General features: G+C 70.6%; 19 protein-coding genes. 8 read left to right on the top strand and 11 right to left on the bottom strand.

Annotation, left to right across the window (positions count from 1 at the left end; translation table 11 throughout):
- Positions 1–34 precede the first annotated feature (34 nt).
- On the top strand, positions 35–1,171 hold the full coding sequence (locus BWI15_RS36665; protein ID WP_193432213.1) for a PLP-dependent cysteine synthase family protein: 1,137 nt from the start codon (positions 35–37) through the stop codon (positions 1,169–1,171).
- 8 nt (positions 1,172–1,179) lie between these two features.
- Here BWI15_RS36665 and BWI15_RS36670 read toward each other — a convergent pair whose 3' ends face one another.
- Positions 1,180–2,052, bottom strand: a complete 873-nt coding sequence (locus tag BWI15_RS36670) for a 1,4-dihydroxy-2-naphthoate polyprenyltransferase (protein ID WP_077019052.1) — start codon at positions 2,050–2,052, stop codon at positions 1,180–1,182.
- Positions 2,053–2,131: 79 nt separating this feature from the next.
- Between BWI15_RS36670 and menE the strand changes: the two genes are divergently transcribed.
- Genes menE through menD form a run of 3 tightly spaced genes read left to right on the top strand, consistent with a single transcriptional unit; the run spans position 2,132 to position 5,771 of the window.
- A complete protein-coding gene (gene menE / locus BWI15_RS36675; RefSeq protein WP_237771614.1) occupies positions 2,132–3,199 on the top strand; it encodes an o-succinylbenzoate--CoA ligase in 1,068 nt (355 codons plus the stop codon).
- On the top strand, positions 3,196–4,137 hold the full coding sequence (locus BWI15_RS36680) for an o-succinylbenzoate synthase (protein ID WP_077019053.1): 942 nt from the start codon (positions 3,196–3,198) through the stop codon (positions 4,135–4,137). The genes menE and BWI15_RS36680 overlap by 4 nt, the downstream gene beginning before the upstream one ends.
- Positions 4,134–5,771: a 2-succinyl-5-enolpyruvyl-6-hydroxy-3-cyclohexene-1-carboxylic-acid synthase gene (gene menD / locus BWI15_RS36685; RefSeq protein ID WP_077019054.1), complete on the top strand. Its 1,638-nt coding sequence runs from the start codon at positions 4,134–4,136 to the stop codon at positions 5,769–5,771. The genes BWI15_RS36680 and menD overlap by 4 nt, the downstream gene beginning before the upstream one ends.
- Here the strand turns inward: menD and mptB are convergent.
- From mptB to BWI15_RS36705, 4 genes are all read right to left on the bottom strand, one after another.
- On the bottom strand, positions 5,665–7,155 hold the full coding sequence (mptB, locus tag BWI15_RS36690; RefSeq protein WP_168197424.1) for a polyprenol phosphomannose-dependent alpha 1,6 mannosyltransferase MptB: 1,491 nt from the start codon (positions 7,153–7,155) through the stop codon (positions 5,665–5,667). The two genes, menD and mptB, sit on opposite strands and share 107 nt — an antisense overlap.
- 40 nt (positions 7,156–7,195) lie before the next feature.
- Positions 7,196–7,960: an ABC transporter permease gene (locus BWI15_RS36695; RefSeq protein WP_077019055.1), complete on the bottom strand. Its 765-nt coding sequence runs from the start codon at positions 7,958–7,960 to the stop codon at positions 7,196–7,198.
- Entirely contained in the window at positions 7,957–8,958 is a 1,002-nt protein-coding gene (locus BWI15_RS36700) for an ABC transporter ATP-binding protein (protein ID WP_083751205.1), read from the bottom strand. The genes BWI15_RS36695 and BWI15_RS36700 overlap by 4 nt, the downstream gene beginning before the upstream one ends.
- A gap of 88 nt (positions 8,959–9,046) precedes the next feature.
- Positions 9,047–9,667 (bottom strand): PadR family transcriptional regulator, encoded by a 621-nt coding sequence (locus BWI15_RS36705; protein ID WP_077019056.1) that lies wholly within the window; start codon positions 9,665–9,667, stop codon positions 9,047–9,049.
- 55 nt (positions 9,668–9,722) lie between these two features.
- Here BWI15_RS36705 and BWI15_RS36710 point away from each other — a divergent pair, with 55 nt between their 5' ends.
- Positions 9,723–10,553 (top strand): GNAT family N-acetyltransferase, encoded by an 831-nt coding sequence (locus tag BWI15_RS36710; protein WP_077019057.1) that lies wholly within the window; start codon positions 9,723–9,725, stop codon positions 10,551–10,553.
- Positions 10,550–11,389, top strand: coding sequence for a GNAT family N-acetyltransferase (locus BWI15_RS36715; RefSeq protein WP_077019058.1), 840 nt, complete (start codon positions 10,550–10,552; stop codon positions 11,387–11,389). The genes BWI15_RS36710 and BWI15_RS36715 overlap by 4 nt, the downstream gene beginning before the upstream one ends.
- A gap of 8 nt (positions 11,390–11,397) precedes the next feature.
- Here BWI15_RS36715 and BWI15_RS36720 read toward each other — a convergent pair whose 3' ends face one another.
- From BWI15_RS36720 to BWI15_RS36745, 6 genes are all read right to left on the bottom strand, one after another.
- Positions 11,398–12,024, bottom strand: a complete 627-nt coding sequence (locus BWI15_RS36720) for a response regulator transcription factor (protein ID WP_077019059.1) — start codon at positions 12,022–12,024, stop codon at positions 11,398–11,400.
- Positions 12,021–13,157 carry a sensor histidine kinase gene (locus BWI15_RS36725; protein ID WP_077019060.1) on the bottom strand — a complete coding sequence of 379 codons (1,137 nt, stop codon included), beginning with the start codon at positions 13,155–13,157 and terminating at the stop codon, positions 12,021–12,023. Before BWI15_RS36725 ends, BWI15_RS36720 begins: the two co-directional genes overlap by 4 nt.
- A 13-nt stretch (positions 13,158–13,170) precedes the next feature.
- A complete protein-coding gene (locus BWI15_RS36730) occupies positions 13,171–13,956 on the bottom strand; it encodes an ABC transporter permease (RefSeq protein ID WP_077019061.1) in 786 nt (261 codons plus the stop codon).
- On the bottom strand, positions 13,953–14,873 hold the full coding sequence (locus tag BWI15_RS36735) for an ABC transporter ATP-binding protein (RefSeq protein ID WP_077019062.1): 921 nt from the start codon (positions 14,871–14,873) through the stop codon (positions 13,953–13,955). The genes BWI15_RS36730 and BWI15_RS36735 overlap by 4 nt, the downstream gene beginning before the upstream one ends.
- Positions 14,874–14,940: 67 nt before the next feature.
- Positions 14,941–15,558 carry an MBL fold metallo-hydrolase gene (locus tag BWI15_RS36740; protein ID WP_077019063.1) on the bottom strand — a complete coding sequence of 206 codons (618 nt, stop codon included), beginning with the start codon at positions 15,556–15,558 and terminating at the stop codon, positions 14,941–14,943.
- A gap of 353 nt (positions 15,559–15,911) precedes the next feature.
- Positions 15,912–17,183, bottom strand: a complete 1,272-nt coding sequence (locus BWI15_RS36745; protein WP_077019064.1) for an isochorismate synthase — start codon at positions 17,181–17,183, stop codon at positions 15,912–15,914.
- A 188-nt stretch (positions 17,184–17,371) separates the two neighbouring features.
- Here BWI15_RS36745 and BWI15_RS36750 point away from each other — a divergent pair, with 188 nt between their 5' ends.
- Together BWI15_RS36750 and BWI15_RS36755 are read left to right on the top strand one after the other, a co-directional pair.
- Entirely contained in the window at positions 17,372–18,070 is a 699-nt protein-coding gene (locus tag BWI15_RS36750) for a demethylmenaquinone methyltransferase (RefSeq protein ID WP_077019065.1), read from the top strand.
- Between the two features lie 159 nt (positions 18,071–18,229).
- Positions 18,230–19,543, top strand: coding sequence for a geranylgeranyl reductase family protein (locus BWI15_RS36755; RefSeq protein WP_077019066.1), 1,314 nt, complete (start codon positions 18,230–18,232; stop codon positions 19,541–19,543).
- The last annotated feature ends 3 nt before the right edge of the window (positions 19,544–19,546 follow it).

A 19,546-nucleotide genomic window follows, 5' to 3' on the forward strand; every position in this document is an offset into this window, starting at 1 on the left:
TCAACACCCGCCAAATGGCCCTAGCCTGACCCCCATGAGTGAGGTTGACGGGGGACAGAACCAGCCGCTGGGGTGCAGGGAAGTGGACCGGCGGGACGACAAGCAGCGGGCCTGGGTGGCTGAGGCCGTGCGGGTGGTGGACGCGGACGCCAACCGGAGTGCGGACACGCATCTGCACGTGTTCCCGATGCCGGCGATGAGTGGGGTGGATCTCTACCTCAAGGACGAGTCGGTGCATCCGACCGGGTCGCTGAAGCACCGGCTGGCGCGGTCGTTGTTCCTGTACGCGCTGTGCAACGGCTGGATCCGCGAGGGGACGACCGTCATCGAGGCGTCCAGTGGGTCCACCGCGGTGAGCGAGGCGTACTTCGCCCGCCTGCTGGGGCTCCCGTTCGTGGCGGTGATGCCGACCTCGACCAGCCGGGAGAAGATCCAGCTGATCGAGTTCTACGGCGGCCGCTGCCATTTCGTCGAGCGGTCCGGCCAGATCTACGGCGAGGCGAAGCGGCTGGCCGAGGAGACCGGCGGCCACTACATGGACCAGTTCACCTACGCCGAGCGGGCCACCGACTGGCGGGGCAACAACAACATCGCCGAGTCGATCTTCGGCCAGCTGGCGCTCGAGCAGTACCCGGTGCCGACCTGGGTCGTCGTCGGTGCCGGCACCGGTGGCACGTCGGCGACGATCGGCCGGTACGTGCGCTACCAGCGGCACGCGACGTCGGTCGCGGTCGTGGACCCGGAGGGTTCGGCGTTCTTCCCCGGCTTCGAGGCCGGTGACGGCGACTTCGCCACCGGGCGGCCGTCGCGGATCGAAGGGATCGGCCGGCCGCGGGTCGAGCCGTCGTTCATCCCGGGTGTGGTCGACCGGATGATCGCCGTGCCGGACGCCGCGTCGATCGCGGCGATGCGGTTCTGCTCACGGGTGACCGGGCGCCTGGTCGGCGGCTCGACCGGGACCAACCTGTGGGGCGCGCTGCGGCTGGCGGCCGAGATGCGCCGGATGGGTCAGCGCGGCAGCATCGTCACGCTGCTGTGCGACGGCGGCGAGCGCTACACCAACACCTACTACGACGACGACTGGTTGCGCACCAACGGGATCGACATCAGCCCGTACGAGGAGACGCTCCGCGGTTTCGCGGAAACCGGTCAGTGGCGCGAGGCCTTCTAGCAGGTCTTCTAGCCGCCCAGCGCCAGCCCGACGGCCAGACCGATCGCGTACACGAGCTCGGTCTGGCCCGTCCCCTTGAGCACCGGGATCAGGGCCGGGCCGACGGCGTCGCCGACGACCACACGGACCGCCTTGACGCCCAGCGGCAGCGCGATCAGGCCCAGCAGGGCCCACGGCGTCGCCAGCGCGGACAGCACGGCCAGGATGAACGCCAGCGCGATCAGTACGGCGTACAGCTGCCGGGACCGCGTGGCACCGATGACCACGGCCAGCGTGCGCTTGCCGGTCACGCTGTCGGTCGGGATGTCCCGCAGGTTGTTGGCGACCAGCAGCGCGCAGGCGATCGAGCCGATGGCGACGGCCCCGGCCACGGCCGTCCAGTGCAGCCGCTCGGCCTGCACGTAGGTGGTGCCGAGCACGGCGACCAGCCCGAAGAAGACGAACACGCTGACCTCACCGAGCGCGCGGTACCCGTACGGCGACTTGCCGCCGGTGTAGAACCACGCTCCGACCAGCGACGCGGCTCCCGCGACCAGCAGCCACCAGTTGGACGTCGCACAGAGCACGATCCCCAGCACGGCGCCCACGCCGAAGCAGGCGAACGCCGCGGTCTTCACCGCTCGCGGTGTGGCCACCTTGGACCCGACCAGTCGCAGCGGGCCGACCCGGTTCTCGTCGGTGCCGCGGATGCCGTCGCTGTAGTCGTTGGCGTAGTTCACGCCGATCTGCAGTGCCAGGGCGACGCCGAGGGCCAGCAGCGCCTTCCACCAGACGAAGCCGTCCAGGTAGGCGGCGGCGCCGGTGCCGACCAGCACGGGCGCGATGGCGGCGGGCAGCGTCCTGGGGCGGGCACCCTCGATCCACTGAGAAAGGTTGGCCATGGCCCGGATTGTGTCAGCCGTTGGCTCGGCGAATGAGGGTCGGGGCTACGCTCGACGGAGTATGTCTAGTCTGCGTCTGGTGCCTGGCACGCCCGAGGCTGTCCTCGCCGCCCTGTCCGAGGTGCTGGAAGGCGCCGGGCGGCCGTTCGCGCCGGTGCCCCCGGAGCCGGCCGCGGCAGAGCGCGTACGCCGGGCGGCTGCGCCGGACGAGCCGCTGGAGGACGACTGCGCCGTCGTACTGACCACCTCAGGTTCGTCGGGTGAGCCGAAGGGTGTGCTGCTCTCCAGGGACGCGCTGATCGCCTCGGCGACGGCCACGCACGACCGGCTCGGCGGACCGGGGCAGTGGCTGCTGCCGATGAAGCCCTACTTCGTCGGCGGGCTGCAGATCCTCACCCGCTCGCTCCTGGCCGGTACGACGCCCGTCGTGGCCGATGACCTGACAGCGGCCGCGTCGATGACAGGTGACCGGCGCTACACGGCGATGGTCCCGACCCAGCTCACCCGCTACCTGGACACCGCGCCCGACGCGCTGCGCAGCTTCGACGCGATCGTGATCGGCGGCGCCTCGATGGGCGACGAGCTGAAGGCCCGGGCCGCGGCCGCGGGCGTGACGGTCGTTCCGGCGTACGGGATGACGGAGACCGGCAGCGGCTGCGTGTACGCCGGTCTGCCGCTCGACGGGACCGAGCTGCGGTTGGACGACGGGCGCATTCTGATCAAGGGGCCGACGCTGTTCTCCGGCTACCGCCTGCAGCCCGCGCTGACCAAAGAGGTGCTGCAGGACGGCTGGTTCCGCACGCAGGACCGCGGCCGGTTCGTCGACGGCCGGCTGGAGGTTGTTGGGCGGGTGGACGACGTGGTGATCTCCGGTGGGGTCAACGTGACGCTGCCGGCGGTTCAGGCGCGTCTGCTCGAGCACCCGGACGTCGCGGATGCTGTCGTGCTCGGTGTGCCCGACGAGGAGTGGGGGAGTCGGGTGGTGGCCTTCGTGGTCGGCTCGGCTGCGCTGGACGACGTGCGGGACTTCGTGAGCGAGACGCTGCCCCGGACCTGGGCTCCGCGTGAGCTGGTTCGGCTGGACGCGTTGCCGATGCTCGGCTCGGGCAAGGTCGACCGGCAGCGGCTGCTGCAAGGTGTCCGATGATCACCTACTCGCTCGGCCTCAAGAACAAGTTCCGCGGGATCACCGTGCGCGAGGGCATGCTGTTCGAGGGCCCGGCCGGCTGGGCCGAGTGGAGTCCCTTCCTGGACTACGACGACGCCACCTGTGTCGCCTGGCTCCGCGCTGCCCAGGAGGCGGCGGTCGACGGCTGGCCCGAGCCGGTGCGCTGGCAGATCCCGGTGAACTGCACTGTGCCTGCCCTGGGACCTGAGCGGGCTGCGGAGATCGTCCGCGCCTCCGGCTGCCGTACGGCGAAGGTCAAGGTGGCCGAGCCCGGTCAGAGCCTGGCCGACGACCTGGCCAGAGTCGAGGCCGTTCGCGACGCGCTGGGACCCGACGGACGCGTCCGGATCGACGCCAACGGCGGCTGGTCCGTCGACGAGGCACTGCGAGCGCTGAAGGAGCTGTCGCGGTTCGAGCTGGAGTACGTCGAGCAGCCGTGCGCGTCGGTCGAGGACCTTGCGCTGGTACGACGGCATACCGACGTACTGGTCGCTGCGGACGAGTCCATCCGGCGGGCCGAGGACCCACTGCGGGTCCGGGAGCTGGAGGCGGCCGACATCGCCGTACTGAAGGTGCAGCCGATCGGTGGGGTCCGGGCGTGCCTGGAGATCGCCGAGCAGATCGGACTGCCGGTGGTGGTCTCGTCGGCGTTGGAGACGTCGGTGGGGATCGCTGCGGGTGTCGCTTTGGCGGCAGCGCTGCCGGAGTTGCCGTATGCCTGCGGACTGGCCACCGTGGCGATGTTCACCAGTGAAGTCGTCGCCGAGCCGTTGCTGCCGGTCGACGGCTTCCTGCCGGTGAGGAAGATGGAGCCGGACCGCGCGTTGCTGGCCGCGGCCACCGCGTCACCTGAAACCAGTGCTGTGTGGGAAGCACGGCTGGCCAGAGTCGAAGTACTGAAGGGGAGTGCCGAGTGAACCCGTCCACTGCGTTCGCGACCGTGGTCGTCGACGAGCTGATCCGGTGTGGCGTCCGGGAGGTCGTGCTCGCGCCCGGCTCCCGCAGTGCGCCGCTGGCAATGGCTCTGGCCGCTGCTGACCGTGAGGGCCGGCTCCGCCTGCACGTACGGATCGACGAGCGTACGGCGGGCTTCCTGGCGCTCGGGCTGATCCGGGGGACCGGTCTGCCGGTGCCGGTGGTCACCACGTCCGGTACGGCGGTGGTCAACCTGCACCCGGCCGTGCTGGAGGCGTCGCACAGCGGACTGCCGCTGCTCGTGCTGAGCGCGGACCGGCCGCCGGAGCTGCGGGGGAGCGGTGCGAACCAGACAACCGACCAGCTGAAGGTGTTCGGCGGCGCGGTGCGGATGTTCCACGAGGTGGGTGTACCGCGGCGAGAGGTCGGCCAGGTCGCTTACTGGCGGTCGCAGATCGCGCGGGCAGTGTCAGTCGCGGTCGGCGCTCGCAGCAACGACCCCGGGCCGGTCCAGCTCAACTGCGCGTTCACCGAGCCGCTGGTCCCGACCGAGGGGCCGGACTGGCCCGAGTCCTTGGACGGGCGGGCCACGGGCCCGTGGACGAGCGTGCGCGCGGCCGGTGGACAGCCGTCGTCCCTGTCGCCCGGACCGAAGACAGTCGTGGTCGCCGGGGACGGTGCTTCACAGGCCGCGCGGCTGACCGCGGAGGCGGGGAACTGGCCGCTGTTCGCGGAGCCGTCGAGCCGGGCGCGGATCGGGCCGTCGGTCATCCCGGCGTACCGGCTGTTGCTAGGAGCAACGAATTTGGCGGACGAGATCGAGCGGGTGGTGGTGTTCGGGCACCCGACGCTGTCCCGCCCGATCACCACGCTGCTGGGCCGCCCGGATGTCGAGGTGATCGTCGTCGCGCCGACCGGCTCCTGGCCGGACGCCGTACGGCGGGCCGCGACCGTGCTGACCGGTCTGGAGGTCATCGGGGCCGACGACACCGACTGGCTCGCGCGCTGGCAGCAGGCCGACCAGCTGGCCCGGCCGGCGATCGACAAGGTGCTCGCGGGCGGACTGACCGGGCCGGGTGTCGCGGCGATCGTCGGCGAGGCCGTCGGCGCGGACGGGATGCTGGTGGTGGCGTCGTCGAACCCGGTGCGCGACCTGGACCTGGCGCCCGTCGTACCGATCCGGACGGTGGCGAACCGGGGGCTCGCGGGGATCGACGGGACGCTGTCGACCGCCGTCGGCGCGGCACTGGCGAACGGCGGGGCGACGTACGCGCTGATCGGGGACCTGGCCTTCCTGCACGACTTCACCGGGCTGGTGATCGGGCCGGCCGAGGCGCGGCCGGACCTGCGCGTCGTGGTGGTCAACGACGACGGCGGCGGCATCTTCTCGACGCTGGAGCAGGCCGGGTCGCCCGACTTCGAACGGGTCTTCGGCACCCCGCACGGCACGGACTTCGGTGCCCTGGCAGCAGCGACCGGTACGCCGTACACCCTGGTGACGACGGAGGACGAGCTGCGAGCCGCGCTGGTCAGGACTGTTGCGGGCGTGGACGTGGTGGAGGTGCGGCTGCCGCGGCCGACCACGCTGCACCTGGGGTTGCAGGCTGCGGTGAACGAGGCCGTCGGGGCGCTCTGACCGGCTGGAGAGTGCGGAGCCGGCCGAGCAGGGTGCCGACGACCACGAGCACCAGCGACGTCGTCACCAGGATGGGGATGACCGCACCGCGCAGCGACGAGTTGAGCGGTGCGGCGATCGTCAGGACGAGGCTGACGCCGACCAGTGCCGTCAGCAGCCGCCGACCGGGCCGGGCGACGGCCAGGAACGGCAGGCACCACAGGAAGTACCAGTCGTGCGCGGTCGGCCCGAGCAGGACGACGGCCAGCATGGCGATGCCGACCGCACGTGCTGCTTGATGGATGTGGGAGCGCAGCCCGAGTACGGCGATCAGGCCGAGCGCTGTGAGGATGCCGAGCAGCCGGATGATCTGAAGGGCTTGCTGGGCTGCGTCTTCGGCGCCCAGCCAGTCCAGTACGCCGGAAGTGCCCATGCCGATCAGGTTGGCGATCGACAGCGGGGACCTGACCAGGCCAGGGACGTCCAGCGCGCTGAGCCAGCCTGAACCGACTCCGGTGAGCTCGCCAATGGTGACGAGGGTCAGGACCGCCAGGAACCCGGCGATGGCGAGGCTGGCGAGCCGTTGCAGGGCCCGGCCGGCCAGCGGACTCATCACCGCGGCGATGGCGATGACGACCAGACCACCAGGCGCTTTGACCGCTGCCGCCGTGCCGGCGATGACTGCGGCAGTGCCCCAGTGGCCGGTGAGGGCTACGGCGAAGGCGGAGCAGGCCAGGCCGAGCATCAGCACGTCGTTGTGCGCCGCGCCGAGGCCGTGGGTGATGAGGATCGGGTTGGCGACAACCAGCCAGGTGGCGACCGCTGGGTCGACTCGGCAGGCCACGGCGATCTTCGGCACCGCCCACGCGATCAGGACGAGGCCGAGCAGTGCCAGAGCTCGGTGAGCCAGCATGAGGACGTACGGGTTGTCGGTGAGGTGCGCCGCGAGGCCGCCGTACGCGAGAGGTAGTGGGCCGTACGGCGCTGGGGTGTTCATCCACATCGGGTCGACGGCCTCGACGACGCGGCCGGAGAGCGCGGCCGGGCCGACCGTGTAGGGGTCGAAGCCGTTGGCGACCAGCGCGCCCTGCGCGGCGTAGCTCCACGCGTCCCGGCTGAACAGCGGCGGCGCGAGCAGCAGCGGCAGACTCCACAGGACGGTCAGCCGGATCAGCCGGTGACGGACGCCCGCCAGGACTTCACGGCCCACCTCGAGCCAGGCCCAGACCATCAGCCCGAGCCCGAACACCATGAACGTCAGCCCGGTCATCCGCCCGGCCAACGAGTCCCGCAACGGCATCGACGCCACCCACGACGACGCCGGCACCACCGACGTCACCGTCGCCGAGACGGCCACGACCCAGACCCCCACCACCCCACGAACCACTGGCGAAGGAACCCGCATGGCCGGACCGTAACCGCCTCAGACGACGCCCCGATGAACCCTAGGCAGATTCCTTCCGGAACGTCCGGGCTCCCACGGTGAGACCGACGACCGTGAGCAGGACGACCCAGAACAGTCCCCACAGCGACGAGCTGCTGGCGATGTCACCCCGGAACAGCGCCCGGACGCCGGTGACCACGTGCTTGAGCGGGCTGATGTCCGACAGCCGCTGCAGCCACGTCGGCCCGATCTGCATCGGGAGCAGGATGCCCGACAGCAGCAGCAACGGCATCGCGATCCCGTTCAGCAGTGGGGCCAGCGCGTCCTCGCTCTTGGTGATCAGCGCGACCGAGTACGACAGCGAGGCGAAGGTGGCCCCGAGCAGCGCGACGATCAGCAGCGACAGCAGTACGCCGTCCCACGGTGCGCGCAGCCCCATCGGGATCGACACCACCAGCAGCAGCACGGACTGCACCACCAGCACGACGACGTCGCGCAGCACCCGCCCGGCCATCAGCGCCATCCGCGACGCGGGCGTCACCCGGTCGGCCTCGATCACGCCGGCCCGGTACTCCGCGATCAAGCCGAAGCCGACGAACATCGCGCCGAACATGCCGAGCTGCACGATCAGCCCCGGGATGAACACCTGGTAGGCGTTGGTGGTCGCGCCCTGGCTGATCTGCGCGGTGATCGGCTTCAGCAGCGGTCCGAACAGGAACAGGTACATCAGCGGCTGGCTGAGCATCAGGATCGACCACATCGGGTTGCGCAGCGACAGCCGCATCTGCCGGTGGAAGACGATCCAGGTCTCGGTGAGCACGGTCACACCACGACCTCCTTCTGCTGCTCCGGCTCGTCCGCCGGTACGCCGGGGCCGTCGTCGCGCAGCGACCGCCCGGTCATCGTCAGGAACACGTCGTCCAGCGTCGGCCGGTGCACCTCGACGCCGTCCAGTTCGATGCCCACGGCATCGACCTGCCGCAGCAGCCCGGGCAGCACCGAACCACCCCGCGGGATCCGGAAGCTCACCCCGCCGGCGTCGGTCTCGATCTCCACCGCGCCGTCCAGCTCCCGCACGATCCGCGCGACCGCCGGAGCCTGCGCCGGGTCGGACAGACCGAGCCGGACGCCGTCGCCGGAGACCTGCTGCTTCAGGGCTTCGGGAGTGCCGGCGGCAACGATCCGGCCGTGGTCGATGACCAGGATCCGGTCGCAGAGGGCGTCGGCCTCGTCCAGGTAGTGCGTGGTCAGGAAGATCGTGGCGCCCCGGTCCCGCAGGCCCCGGATGTGCTGCCACAGGTTGGCCCGCGCCTGCGGGTCGAGCCCGGTGGTCGGCTCGTCCAGGAAGATCAGCTTCGGGTCGTGGATCAGGCCCATCACGATGTCCAGCCGGCGCCGCTGACCGCCGGACAGGGTCTTGCACTGCCGCCGCCAGAGCCCGGGCAGGTCCAGCTCCTCGAACAGCCGCTGGCCGTCGGCGATCGCCTTCGCCTTGCTCACGCCGTACAGGCGGGCGTGGTCGACGACCTCGTCGCCGGCCACCGCCTCCGGCAGCGTCGACCCGCTCTGCGGCACGTACCCGATCCGGCGGCGAACGCCGACCGGGTCGGCGGCCAGATCGCAGCCGGCCACCGTCGCGCTGCCGTTGGTCGGCTTGATCAGTGTCGCCAGCATCCGCATGGTCGTCGTTTTGCCGGCCCCGTTGGGCCCCAGAAAGCCGACGATCTCACCGTCGGCGACGTCCAGATCCACCCCCTGCACGGCCTGGACCGGCCCCCGTTTGGTCTTGAAGGTGCGGACGAGTCCGCGAGCTTCGATCATCATGCGGTCCAGGGTGACCCAATCAACCTTGAATAGTCAATGTTGAATAACCGGGGAGAATGAGTCCTGAAACAGTGCGATCAGGGGTACATCAGGCCGGCGGCAGGGAGCGCCACTGCTCGGCGGCCTCCGGGCTGGGGATCCAGTCCTGAGGCTCACCCGCGAACGCGTAGGCGCCGGCCCGCACGCGGTCGCGGAAGCCGCGGGTCCACTCGAGTTCGCCGCGGTCACGGGCGGCGGAGATCCGCAGCATCTCGACCACATGGGTCGGCGTCCCAGGGTCGTTCTCGATCTGGCGCTCGTTGAACGGCGCGGCCTTCTCGTGCTGCTCCAGCTGCACGATCCGGGACTCCAGCGCGGCGATCACCTCGTCCCGCCCGAGCGACCACAGGAAGCTCAGCGCCGCCTGCATCTGGCCGGGCTGGAAACCGTCGACCGTCCACAGCGCGTGCCGCAGCAACGAGAAGTACTCGGTCTCGCCGTCGGCCGTCAGCCGGTACGACGTCCGGCCGGGCTTGTGACCCTCGCCCTCCTCGAGCTCCTCCAGAAAGCCGTGCTTGGCCAGCGTGCGCAAGCCGGTGTAGACCGAGCCGGGATTGATGTTCGCCCACTGCTGCACGTTCCAGCTGAGCAGCTCGCGGCGCAGCTGGTACCCGTAGGCCGGCTGGAAGATCCGGACGACGCCGAGCAGCATCAGCCGCGTGGTGGACATGAGACGCAGTGTAATTCGCACGCCTCTGTCGGCGGGCGGGACTAGCGTTACCCCCATGACCACGCGCGTGACCGACGATCCGGCCGAGTTCAGGGCCACGGTGTTTCCCTTCCTGGAAAGGGATCCCGTGCTGCACACGGTCATCCTGAGCAACGTCGAGCAGCGCGCCGAGGGCAGTTCGCGCGCCGACGAAGGTGGCTCGGTCTTCGTCTCGGTGCACGACACCGCCGGCGAGGTGGTCGGCGCGGCGATGCGGACGCCCGGCCGGTCGGTCTACCTCGGCGGGCTCGACCCGCAGTACGCCGCGGAGGTCGCCGACGTCTACGCCGAGCGCGTGCCGGAGGCGGCCGGCGTCGCCGGGACCCGCGAGGCCGCCGAGGTGTTCGGACGGCGCTGGTCCGAGCTGTTCGGTGGCACCGCCAGGCAGATCAAGGGTTTTCGGCTGCACAAGCTGGAGGAGCTGAGCCGGTTGCAGGCCGAGGGCGGTCCGCGCCCGGCCACCGAGGACGAGGCCCAGTTGGCCGCGGAGTGGGTCGCGATCGATTTCGACGACGAGATCGAGGGCAGCAACCTGGTCTGGGCGGAGCGCCGGATCGCCGACGGCGCGCTGTGGTTCTGGGAGGTCGACAGTACGCCGGTGAGCATGGTCGGCCACCACCTGCCGGTCTTCGGCGTCTGCCGGGTCGGCCCGGTCTACACCCCCGACGAGTTCCGCAACAACGGGTACGCCGGCGCCCTGACCGCCTACGTCACCGGCGAGATCCTCGCCGCCGGACACCAGGCCTGCCTGTTCACCGACCTGGACAACCCGACCGCGAACAAGATCTACCGCCTGGTCGGCTACCGGCCGCTGGCCGACTTCGTCGACCTGACATTCGACCGATGACCTCGACCGTCCGGATGACCGGAGATCCGGCCGAGTTCAAGGTGATCGCCTTCCCTTTCCTGCAAGGCGATCCGGTGCTCAACTCGATGCTGATCAGCAACGTCCAGGGCCGGATCGACGGGCTGATGTACGACCCGGCCCCGCCGGTCTTCCTGTCGGTCCACGACGACGACCGAGTGGTCGGCGTGGTCATCTGTACGGCGCTACGCGGAGTCCTGCTCGGTGATCTGGCCGAGGACCTGATCCCGGTGGTACTGCCGGCTCTGGCCGAGTCGGTGCCCGACGCAAAGTACATCGAGGGCACCACGACAGTGGCCGAGCCGTTCGCCGCGCGGTACGCCGACCAACTCGGCAGGCAGCTCACCGACGACCGGGTCACCCGTCTGCACCGGTTGGCCGACTTCGTGCCGCAGCACGCGGACGGCTCGCCTCGCCGGGCGACCGAGGACGACGTGGACGACGTCGCGCGGATGATCGCCGGCTTCGGCGAGGACACCAGCGGGCGCCTCGGCGTCGAGGAAGAGCAGCGCTGGGCCCGCGGCCGGATCGGCGCCGGCCAGCTCTGGCTGTGGGAGAACGACGGTCGTACGGTCTGCATGGCCGGTCAGCACGGCCCGGTCTTCGGCGCCGATCGGATCGGACCGGTCTACACGCCACCGGCGGATCGCGGCCACGGCTACGGCAGCGCCCTCACGGCGTACCTGACCCGCCGGATCCTCGACGGCGGCAACCAGGCCTGCCTGTACACCGACCTGGCCAACCCGACGTCCAACAAGATCTACGCCCGGATCGGCTACCGCCCGGTGACCGACTTCGTCCGCTACCGCTTCAGCTAGGGCGTGCCCTAGATCCAGCCGTGGGCCCGGGCGACGCGGGCCGCCTCGTGGCGGTTCGCCGTACCGAGTTTGCCGGCGGCCGAGGAGAGGTAGTTGCGCACGGTGCCGGGCGACAGGGCGGCACGGCGGGCGATCTCCTCGACCGGGGCACCGTCGGCGGCCAGCTCCAGTACGTCGGCCTCGCGGGCGGTCAGTGGGCTGTCGCCGGAGCTGATCGCCTCGGCGGCGAGCTGGGGGTCGACGTAGCGGCCGCCGGTGTGGACGGTGCGGATGACGTCGGCGAGCACCTGAGCGGAGACCGTCTTCGGCAGGAAGCCCCGCGCGCCGGCGGCGAGCGCCTGCTTGAGGTGCCCGGGGCGACCGTGGCCGGTGACGATCAGCGCGGCACACTCCGGAAGGTCCGTACGCAGGACCTCCACGACGCCGATGCCACCCGTCGCCGCGGTCGCGGTGCTGGGCCCCGGCATCTGCAGATCGAGGACGGCGACGTCGGGCCGGTGCAACCGCGCCATCGCCAGCGCCTCGTCGGCGGACGCGGCCTGCGCGACCACCTCGAGGTCGTCCTCCAGCGACAGCAGGGCGGCCAGCGCGGAACGGATCAGGTTCTCGTCGTCGGCCAGCAGCAGCCGGATCATGAGGCCCTCGGCAACCGGGCCGTCAGGACGAACCAGCCGTCCGGCCTGCTCTCCACGCTCAACGTCCCCGACACCCCCATCAATCGCTCCCGTAGTCCCACCAGACCATGGCCCGTCTCGGTGACAGCCGCGCGGACGCCGTCGTTGGCCACGCGCAGCACTACCTCGTTGCCGACGGCCTCCAGCTCGATTCTGCAGGTGGTGGCGTTGCTGTGGCGCAGCACGTTCGTGGTCGCCTCGCGGACCACCCAGCCGAGGGCGGTCTGGGTCGCGGCGGGCAGACCGGTGCCGTCGCCGATGACCCGGCAGGTGATGCCGGCCGAGCGCAGCACCGACTGGGCTCCGGCCAGCTCGGTGTCGAGGTCGGTGGCGCGGTAGCCACTGACGACCGTGCGCATCTCCTGCAGGGACTCGTGCGCGATTCGGCGTACGTCGAGCATCTGGCCGGCCGCTCCGGCGTCGCCGCGCTCGGCCAGCCGGGCAGCGAGTTCGCTCTGCAGGGCGACCAGGGACAGGTTGCGGCCGAGCGCGTCGTGCAGGTCGCGGGCGAACCGCAGCCGTTCCTCCGCAACAGCCAGTTGCGCGCTGACCTCCCGCGACTTGTCGATCTCCCAGCCCAGCCGCAGCATCCATACCGAGATCCGGCACGTGAACGCCAGCACCCCGATGCCGTACAGGTAACTGAAGGCGGCGGGCAGGTCGTCGGCCAGCACCCCGATCAGCACAGCGCCGCCGAGGACCAGGCCGAGCAGCGCCGAGAGCCAGAGCACCGGGGCCAGCACCACCGTCAGCGCCGCACCTGTCACCACCAGCCCGAGCGCCCACGCAGGCGACACCAGTACGCCGACCGCTCCCAGACCAACGGCGACGGCAACCAGTCGCCGACTCGGCCGCGGGCCACCCAGGTACGTCGCGATCCCGGCCCGCAACAGCAGCAGGCCCGCGACAGCGTGCGCGACCGTCACCAGCAGGAAGCACACCAGCCGAAGCCCCACCGGCTCGGCCGCGGACACCAGCAGCAGCGCGGCGAGCAGTGGCTCGGCCGCCACCATCGCGTACAGCGGCCAGCGCAGGCTGACGTCGAACCGCTCGGCGCGGCTGCGCTCAAGCCACCACTGCCGGACTGACCTCATGGCCGTCAGCCTGTCATCGACGCGGTTCCCAACGGAACCAGCGACGCGTCGCCCACGCTCCGAGAGCCACCCAGCCCAGCAGCAGAAGCACAGCCGGTACGGCGTGAGCAAGGGAACCCGCCAGGCCGACTGTCCCGCCGTCGCGAGTGATGCCGGACAGACCGAGCCGGAGCAGGTCGACGACCGGCGTGAGCGGCAACACCCGTCCGATGTGCTCCAGTGGTCCGGGCAGGTCGGCCAGTGGGACGTACAGACCGCTCAGTGTCAGTAGCACGAACATCACCGGTGCCGTGACCACTTGGGCCACGTCCACCGTCGGAGCGAGCGCCGTACTGGCTGCTGCGAGCAGTACGAAGACGAGAGTGCCCAGGAGAACCGCCACCAGGACCAGCAGAAGGTTGACCGGCGCATCGAGTGTGAACCAGAGCGCCGCAGCCACCGCGGACAAGGCGATCTGCGTCCAGGCGATCATCGCCGACGGCATCGCCGCACCGGCCAGGATTTCCAGATCGGACATCTCTCCGGTTCGCAGCCGCTTGAGCACCAGCTCCTCGCGACGCGCGACCAGAGCGGTCACCAACTGGTAGTAGACGAACAGATCGAGCGCGACCACCGTGACCGCGGTGACGACGGCCGCGCCGCTGCCCTCCCCGACCACGTCCTGCAGCTCGGGCGACGACCGCAGGACGAGAGTCGCGCCGACCGGCAGCAGCAAGGCCGTCAGGATCATCACGGCGTTCCGCCACAGCAGCACGCCCTCGGCCCGGCCCAGCGATCCGATCCGGGCGACGGCGCTCATGCCGCCACCTCGTCGCCGGTCTCGGCGATCGCCAGATAGGCCTCCTCGAGCGAGGCCGGCCGAGCGACCAGCTCGTGCAGCCGTACGCCGCATGCGTCGGCCCAGGCCAGAACGGCGGACAGCGTGCCCTGCAGGTCCTCGGTGTCCAGGACGACGGCGGACCCGTTGACTGAAGCAACTACTCCCGGCAGTGACGGCAACGGTGAAGCAGTTGCGAGCCGGAACGAAATCCGCGCCGGGCGGGTGGCGGCGATCTGCTCCGGTGTCCCGAAGCCGACGATCCGGCCGCTCCGCAAGATAGCCAGCCGGTCGGCGAGCTCGGCGGCCTCGGCCAGTTGATGGGTCGTCAGCAGCACCGTCGTACCGGAGTGCAGCAGTTCGGAGATCAACTGCCAGGTGTGCTTGCGGGCGGCTGGATCGAGTCCGGCGGTCGGCTCGTCGAGGAACAGGACCTCCGGCTGCCCGAGGATCGCCAGCGCCAGGCCGAGCCGTTGCTGCTCGCCGCCCGACAACTGCCGGATCCGGACCTGCCGCCGCGACGTGAGACCGACAAGCTCCAGCACTTCTCCGACCGGGCGAGGCCTGGTCAACGTGCCGGCCCAGGCTTTCGTCGTCTCGGCGACGGTCAGGTCGGCGGCGAACCCGCGGGCCTGCAGCATGATCCCGATCCGGGACCGGATCAGGCGCCGAGCGCGGAACGGGTCGTGCCCGAGCACCTGGACACTCCCGGACGTCGGTCGCGCCAGCCCCGCGAGCACTTCCAGCACGGAGGTCTTGCCCGCGCCGTTGGTCCCGAGCAGCGCGAACAGTTCACCCCGCCGTACGGCCAGGTCGATGCCGCGGACGGCCTCGTGACCGGGCCTGCCGCCGAAGCGGCGGGTGAGCCGCTCGGCCCGGATGACAGCTGATGGATCCATACCCCTCAGCCTGCGGGCGCGAGCGGCTCCCGGCGGATGTGGCTGTCACCAGTAGTGGTGACAAATGTCAGTTGATCTCCAGCGAGTCGCCCGGGTTCAGCCCGAGGTACGGGCGGGAGTCGTCGTCCAGGAAGCGCTTCATCATGCCCTGGCCGATCGGGCTGAGCAGGACGTCGTGGACGCCGACGGTCTGCTGGGCCGGCAGCGCGCGGACGTACTCGACGGCCGCCGGCAGGGCGAACCACGGGCCGGAGATCGGCACCAGATTGGTGTGCACCTGACGGTCCGGCCGGGTGAACGAGTCGCCCGGGTGGTAGACCGCGTCGTCGACCAGGAACCCGACGTTCTGGCACGGAACACCCAGCTCCGGCAGGATGATCGCGTGGTCCTTGCCATAGGCACGGATCGCGAACCCGGCGGCGTCGAAGGCCTGGCCGTCCTCGACGACCTGCACCCGGTCGCCCAGCTCGGTGAGCTGCGCGGCGACGCCCGCGTTGGTGTAGACCGGCGCGTCGAGCGCCTTGATCCGCTCGACGTCCAGGTGATCGGGATGCTCGTGGGTGACCAGGATCGCGTCCGCGGCCTCGAACACCGCGTCCTCGCTGAACGAACCCGGATCGATCAGCAGCACCTTGCCGTCCTTGTCGAGCCGGACACAGGCGTGCGTGTACTTGGTCAGCTTCACGGTCGGAGACTCCCAACGAAAGGGTCGGATTCCAGCGCGTCGGGAATCCTACGCCGGGTGGGAAACGTGAGGTCGTTGATCCGACGGGTCCGCGTGGCCGGGTGGCCGGAGATCTCCGGCATGGCGGCACGGCCCGGCGGCAGCCGAAACCCCCGGCGCTAGCCGGAAGCAACCGGCGGTAGCCGACACTCGCGGCGGAGCCCGCGTGAAACCGGCGCAGCCGGAAACCCCGGCGCCAGCCGGAAGCGAGCGCACGGCGCCGAGCCGGGGGTGGGTGGGAGCGGACGGGAGCGGTCGCTCCGAGGAGCGCAGCGACGAGAGGCGGCCGCGGAGGGAGCGTGGGGCTTGAAGAATCAGATCCCCAGCGCGTCGCGCATCGGCACCAGCTTGGCGTTGGTTTCGGCGAGTTCGGCGTCGGGGTCGGAACCGGCGACGATGCCGGCGCCGGCGAACAGGCGCATCCGGGTCGGGTCGTCCGGGTCGGCCTGGCCGCAGCGCAGTGCGATGCACCACTCGCCGTCGCCGGAGGCGTCCAGCCACCCGACCGGTCCGCTGAACCGGCCGCGGGACATCCCCTCGACCTCGTGGATCAGCTCGCGCGCCACGTCGGTCGGCGTACCGCAGACCGCGGCCGACGGGTGCAGCGCGGCGGCCAGGCCGAGTGCGGAGGCGCCGTTCGCGGCGACGCCGGCGACGTCGGAGGCGAGATGCATCACGTTCGGCAGGTGCAGTACGAACGGCGTCTCCGGCACGTTCATCGACTTGCAGTGCGGTTCGAGCGCCTCGGCCACCGAACGGACGGCGAACTCGTGCTCTTCCAGGTCCTTGCTCGACCGGGCCAGCGACGCGGCCAGTGCGAGGTCGTGCGCGTCGTCTCCGGTCCGGCGGATCGTGCCGGCCAGCACGCGGGAGGTGATCAGGCCCTTCTCGCGCCGGACCAGCAACTCCGGAGTCGCGCCGATCAGGCCGTCGACGGAGAAGGTCCAGCAGTTCGGGTACGCCGACGCCAGCCGGCGCAGCGGCCAGCGCAGGTCGATCGGCTGGTCGGACTGAGCGATCAGGTCGCGGGCCAGCACCACCTTCTCGACCTCGCCGGAAGTGATCCGTTGCACCGCGTCGGCCACGATCGCCGACCACTCGGTGCCGGACCGGGCGCCGTCGGCGAACGCGATCTCGCCGACCGGGGCCGGCTCGTTCACGGTCAGCTCGGGCGGCGCGGCCAGTGAGCTGGCCGGCGAGATCGTGGTCACCCAGGTGGTGTCGCCACGCCGGCCGACGATCACCTCGGGCACCACCAGCCCACCCGGGTCGGCATCGGTGAAGCCGAACGACCCGAAGCAGACCAGTCCCGACCCTGGTACGCCGACGTCGTCGCGCACGACGGCCGCCGCGGTGAGACTTTTCCACCACTGCTGGGCAGTGGCGAACCGGTTGCTCCCGGCAACGTCGAGGCGGGCCGCGACGCCCCAGCCGACGTGCCCGTCGCCCCGCCGTACCCAGGCCAGCGCTCCGTCGGCCGGCAGATGGTCCAGCAGGTGTTCGGAGACGCCCTCGACCGGGTGGCTGCGCACCACCAGGTGGGGGACCGGCTCGGCACCGGGGTGGACCGGGTCAGGCAAGCTCACGACAACGCTCCTCGCTGCTCGGCTCGGTCCCGGGTCACGGTGGCCGATCTGGCTGGTTGACGCTCCCTCACGGCATGCAAGCGTATGCCTGCCCGATGACCGGCCGATTTCGGTGCCGGTCGCGGCCGTGATGAACCAGACAACCCGTCGCCGCTCACCCGGACAACCCGACGTGATCCACTAGACAGGTGACCCGCGCAGATCTCACCAAACAACCGCACGACGTCGCCGCGATGTTCGACAACGTGGCCGAGGGCTACGACCGCACGAACGCGGTGGCGACGATGGGGCTGGAGAAGCTGGTCTGGCGGCCGGCGACGCTGGCCGAGATCGCGCCGCGCAAGGGGATGCGGATCCTCGACCTGGCCGCCGGGACCGGCGCGTCCAGCATCAAGTTGCGCGAGGCCGGCGCCGAAGTGGTCTCGTGCGACTTCTCGGTCGGCATGCTGCGGGTCGGCAAGCGGCGCTACCCCGAGCTCGACCTGATCGCCGGTGACGCGCTGCGGCTGCCGTTCGCCGACGAGTCGTTCGACGTCGTCACGATCTCCTGGGCCCTGCGGAACGTGAACGACGTCACGCTCGCGCTCCAGGAGATGCTGCGGGTGACCCGGCCGGGCGGCCGGCTGGTGGTGCTCGAGCAGTCGCACCCGACCTGGAAGCCGTTCCGGGTGGCCTACCTGGAGTACATGATGCGCGCCGTACCGGCGGTGGCCAGAGTGGTGTCGTCGAACCCCGAGGCGTACGAGTACCTGGCCGAGTCGACCCGCGCCTGGCTGCCGCAGGAACCGCTGGCGCGGACCATCGAGGCGGCCGGGTGGAGTCGTGTGCAGTGGGCCAACCTGACCGGTGGTCTGGTCGCCGTTCACCGGGCTGTCAAGCCGGCGTAATTACGCAACGAAATCGACGCTTAATTCGCTTGCGGACAAGGGTGTCCGGGCCGGTTTCGTGTCCGAGTCAGGCAGTCCTAGACTGTCGGGTGACTGGACCTCGTGAAGCGATTCACGAGGGTCCGGAGACCAACTGCCCCAACTCCAGGCCGGGATGAGATGAGCCAGAGCGTGCCGCACAGGCAGCAGGCCGAGACCGCTGATGTGATCGTCGTCGGCGCCGGGCCCGCTGGCTCGGCCGCGGCGTACCATCTGGCCAACGCGGGCCTCGACGTCCTGCTGCTCGAAAAGACCGCGTTCCCGCGCGAGAAGGTGTGTGGCGACGGCCTCACCCCGCGCGGGACCAAGCAGCTGATCAACATGGGCATCGACATCTCGCCCGAGGCCGGCTGGATCAAGAACTACGGCCTGCGGATCCAGGGCGCCGGGCACCAGCTGCAGCTGGACTGGCCGGACCTGGCCAGCCACCCGAACTACGGGCTGACCCGCAACCGGATGGACTTCGACGACATGCTGGCCCGCCAGGCCGTCAAGGCCGGCGCCCAGCTGCGCGAGCGGACCAACGTGACCGCGCCGATCCTCGACGACAAGGGCTTCATCGTCGGCGTCACCGCCAAGCCGGTCGACGACAACGGCCGCCGGGCCGGCGAGGACATCGAGTTCCGGGCGCCACTGGTGATGGCCGCCGACGGCAACTCGTCCCGCCTCAGCGTCTCGATGGGCCTGCACAAGCGCGACGACCGCCCGATGGGCGTCGCGGTGCGCACCTACTTCACCAGCCCCCGCCACGACGACGACTACCTCGAGTCGTGGCTGGAGCTGTGGACCGACGACCCGAACAATCCCGGCCAGCGCAACCTGCTGCCGGGCTACGGGTGGATCTTCGGGATGGGCGACGGCACGGTCAACGTCGGCCTCGGCATCCTGAACACCTCCGACGCCTTCGGCAAGGTCGACTACGCCGACCTGCTCAAGCAGTGGCTGAAGAACACGCCGGAGCAGTGGCAGTTCCGCGACGAGTTCCAGACCATCCCGATCCGGGGCGCGGCGCTGCCGATGGGGTTCAACCGGCAGCCGCACTACACCCGCGGCCTGATGCTGCTCGGCGACGCCGGCGGCATGGTCAACCCGTTCAACGGCGAGGGCATCCCGTACGCGATGGAGTCCGGGGCGTTCGCCGCCGAGGTCGCCGCACAGGCGCTGCGCCGGCAGCCGAACCAGCGCGAGCGGGCGCTGTCGGCGTACCCGAAGGCGCTCAAGCAGGAGTACGGCGGCTACTACACGCTCGGCCGGGTCTTCGTGAAGCTGATCGGAAACCCGGAGGTGATGCGGCTGTGCACGAAGTACGGTCTGCCGCGCACCACGCTGATGAAGTTCACGCTCAAGTTGCTGGCCAACCTCACCGACCCGCGCGACGGCGACGTGATGGACAAGATCATCAACGGACTCACGAAGGTTGCCCCGGCGGCGTAAAAG

The sequence above is a fragment of the Kribbella sp. ALI-6-A genome (assembly GCF_001984195.1).
Lineage (GTDB): Bacteria > Actinomycetota > Actinomycetes > Propionibacteriales > Kribbellaceae > Kribbella.

Bases quoted from the DNA above. Each gene is read 5' to 3' on its own strand.
- BWI15_RS36665 (WP_193432213.1), top strand. From the start codon at position 35: ATGAGTGAGGTTGACGGGGGACAGAACCAGCCGCTGGGGTGCAGGGAA.
- BWI15_RS36670 (WP_077019052.1), bottom strand. From the start codon at position 2,052: ATGGCCAACCTTTCTCAGTGGATCGAGGGTGCCCGCCCCAGGACGCTG.
- BWI15_RS36680 (WP_077019053.1), top strand. From the start codon at position 3,196: ATGATCACCTACTCGCTCGGCCTCAAGAACAAGTTCCGCGGGATCACC.
- mptB (WP_168197424.1), bottom strand. From the start codon at position 7,155: ATGCGGGTTCCTTCGCCAGTGGTTCGTGGGGTGGTGGGGGTCTGGGTC.
- BWI15_RS36700 (WP_083751205.1), bottom strand. From the start codon at position 8,958: ATGATGATCGAAGCTCGCGGACTCGTCCGCACCTTCAAGACCAAACGG.
- BWI15_RS36705 (WP_077019056.1), bottom strand. From the start codon at position 9,667: ATGTCCACCACGCGGCTGATGCTGCTCGGCGTCGTCCGGATCTTCCAG.
- BWI15_RS36710 (WP_077019057.1), top strand. From the start codon at position 9,723: ATGACCACGCGCGTGACCGACGATCCGGCCGAGTTCAGGGCCACGGTG.
- BWI15_RS36715 (WP_077019058.1), top strand. From the start codon at position 10,550: ATGACCTCGACCGTCCGGATGACCGGAGATCCGGCCGAGTTCAAGGTG.
- BWI15_RS36720 (WP_077019059.1), bottom strand. From the start codon at position 12,024: ATGATCCGGCTGCTGCTGGCCGACGACGAGAACCTGATCCGTTCCGCG.
- BWI15_RS36725 (WP_077019060.1), bottom strand. From the start codon at position 13,157: ATGAGGTCAGTCCGGCAGTGGTGGCTTGAGCGCAGCCGCGCCGAGCGG.
- BWI15_RS36730 (WP_077019061.1), bottom strand. From the start codon at position 13,956: ATGAGCGCCGTCGCCCGGATCGGATCGCTGGGCCGGGCCGAGGGCGTG.
- BWI15_RS36735 (WP_077019062.1), bottom strand. From the start codon at position 14,873: ATGGATCCATCAGCTGTCATCCGGGCCGAGCGGCTCACCCGCCGCTTC.
- BWI15_RS36755 (WP_077019066.1), top strand. From the start codon at position 18,230: ATGAGCCAGAGCGTGCCGCACAGGCAGCAGGCCGAGACCGCTGATGTG.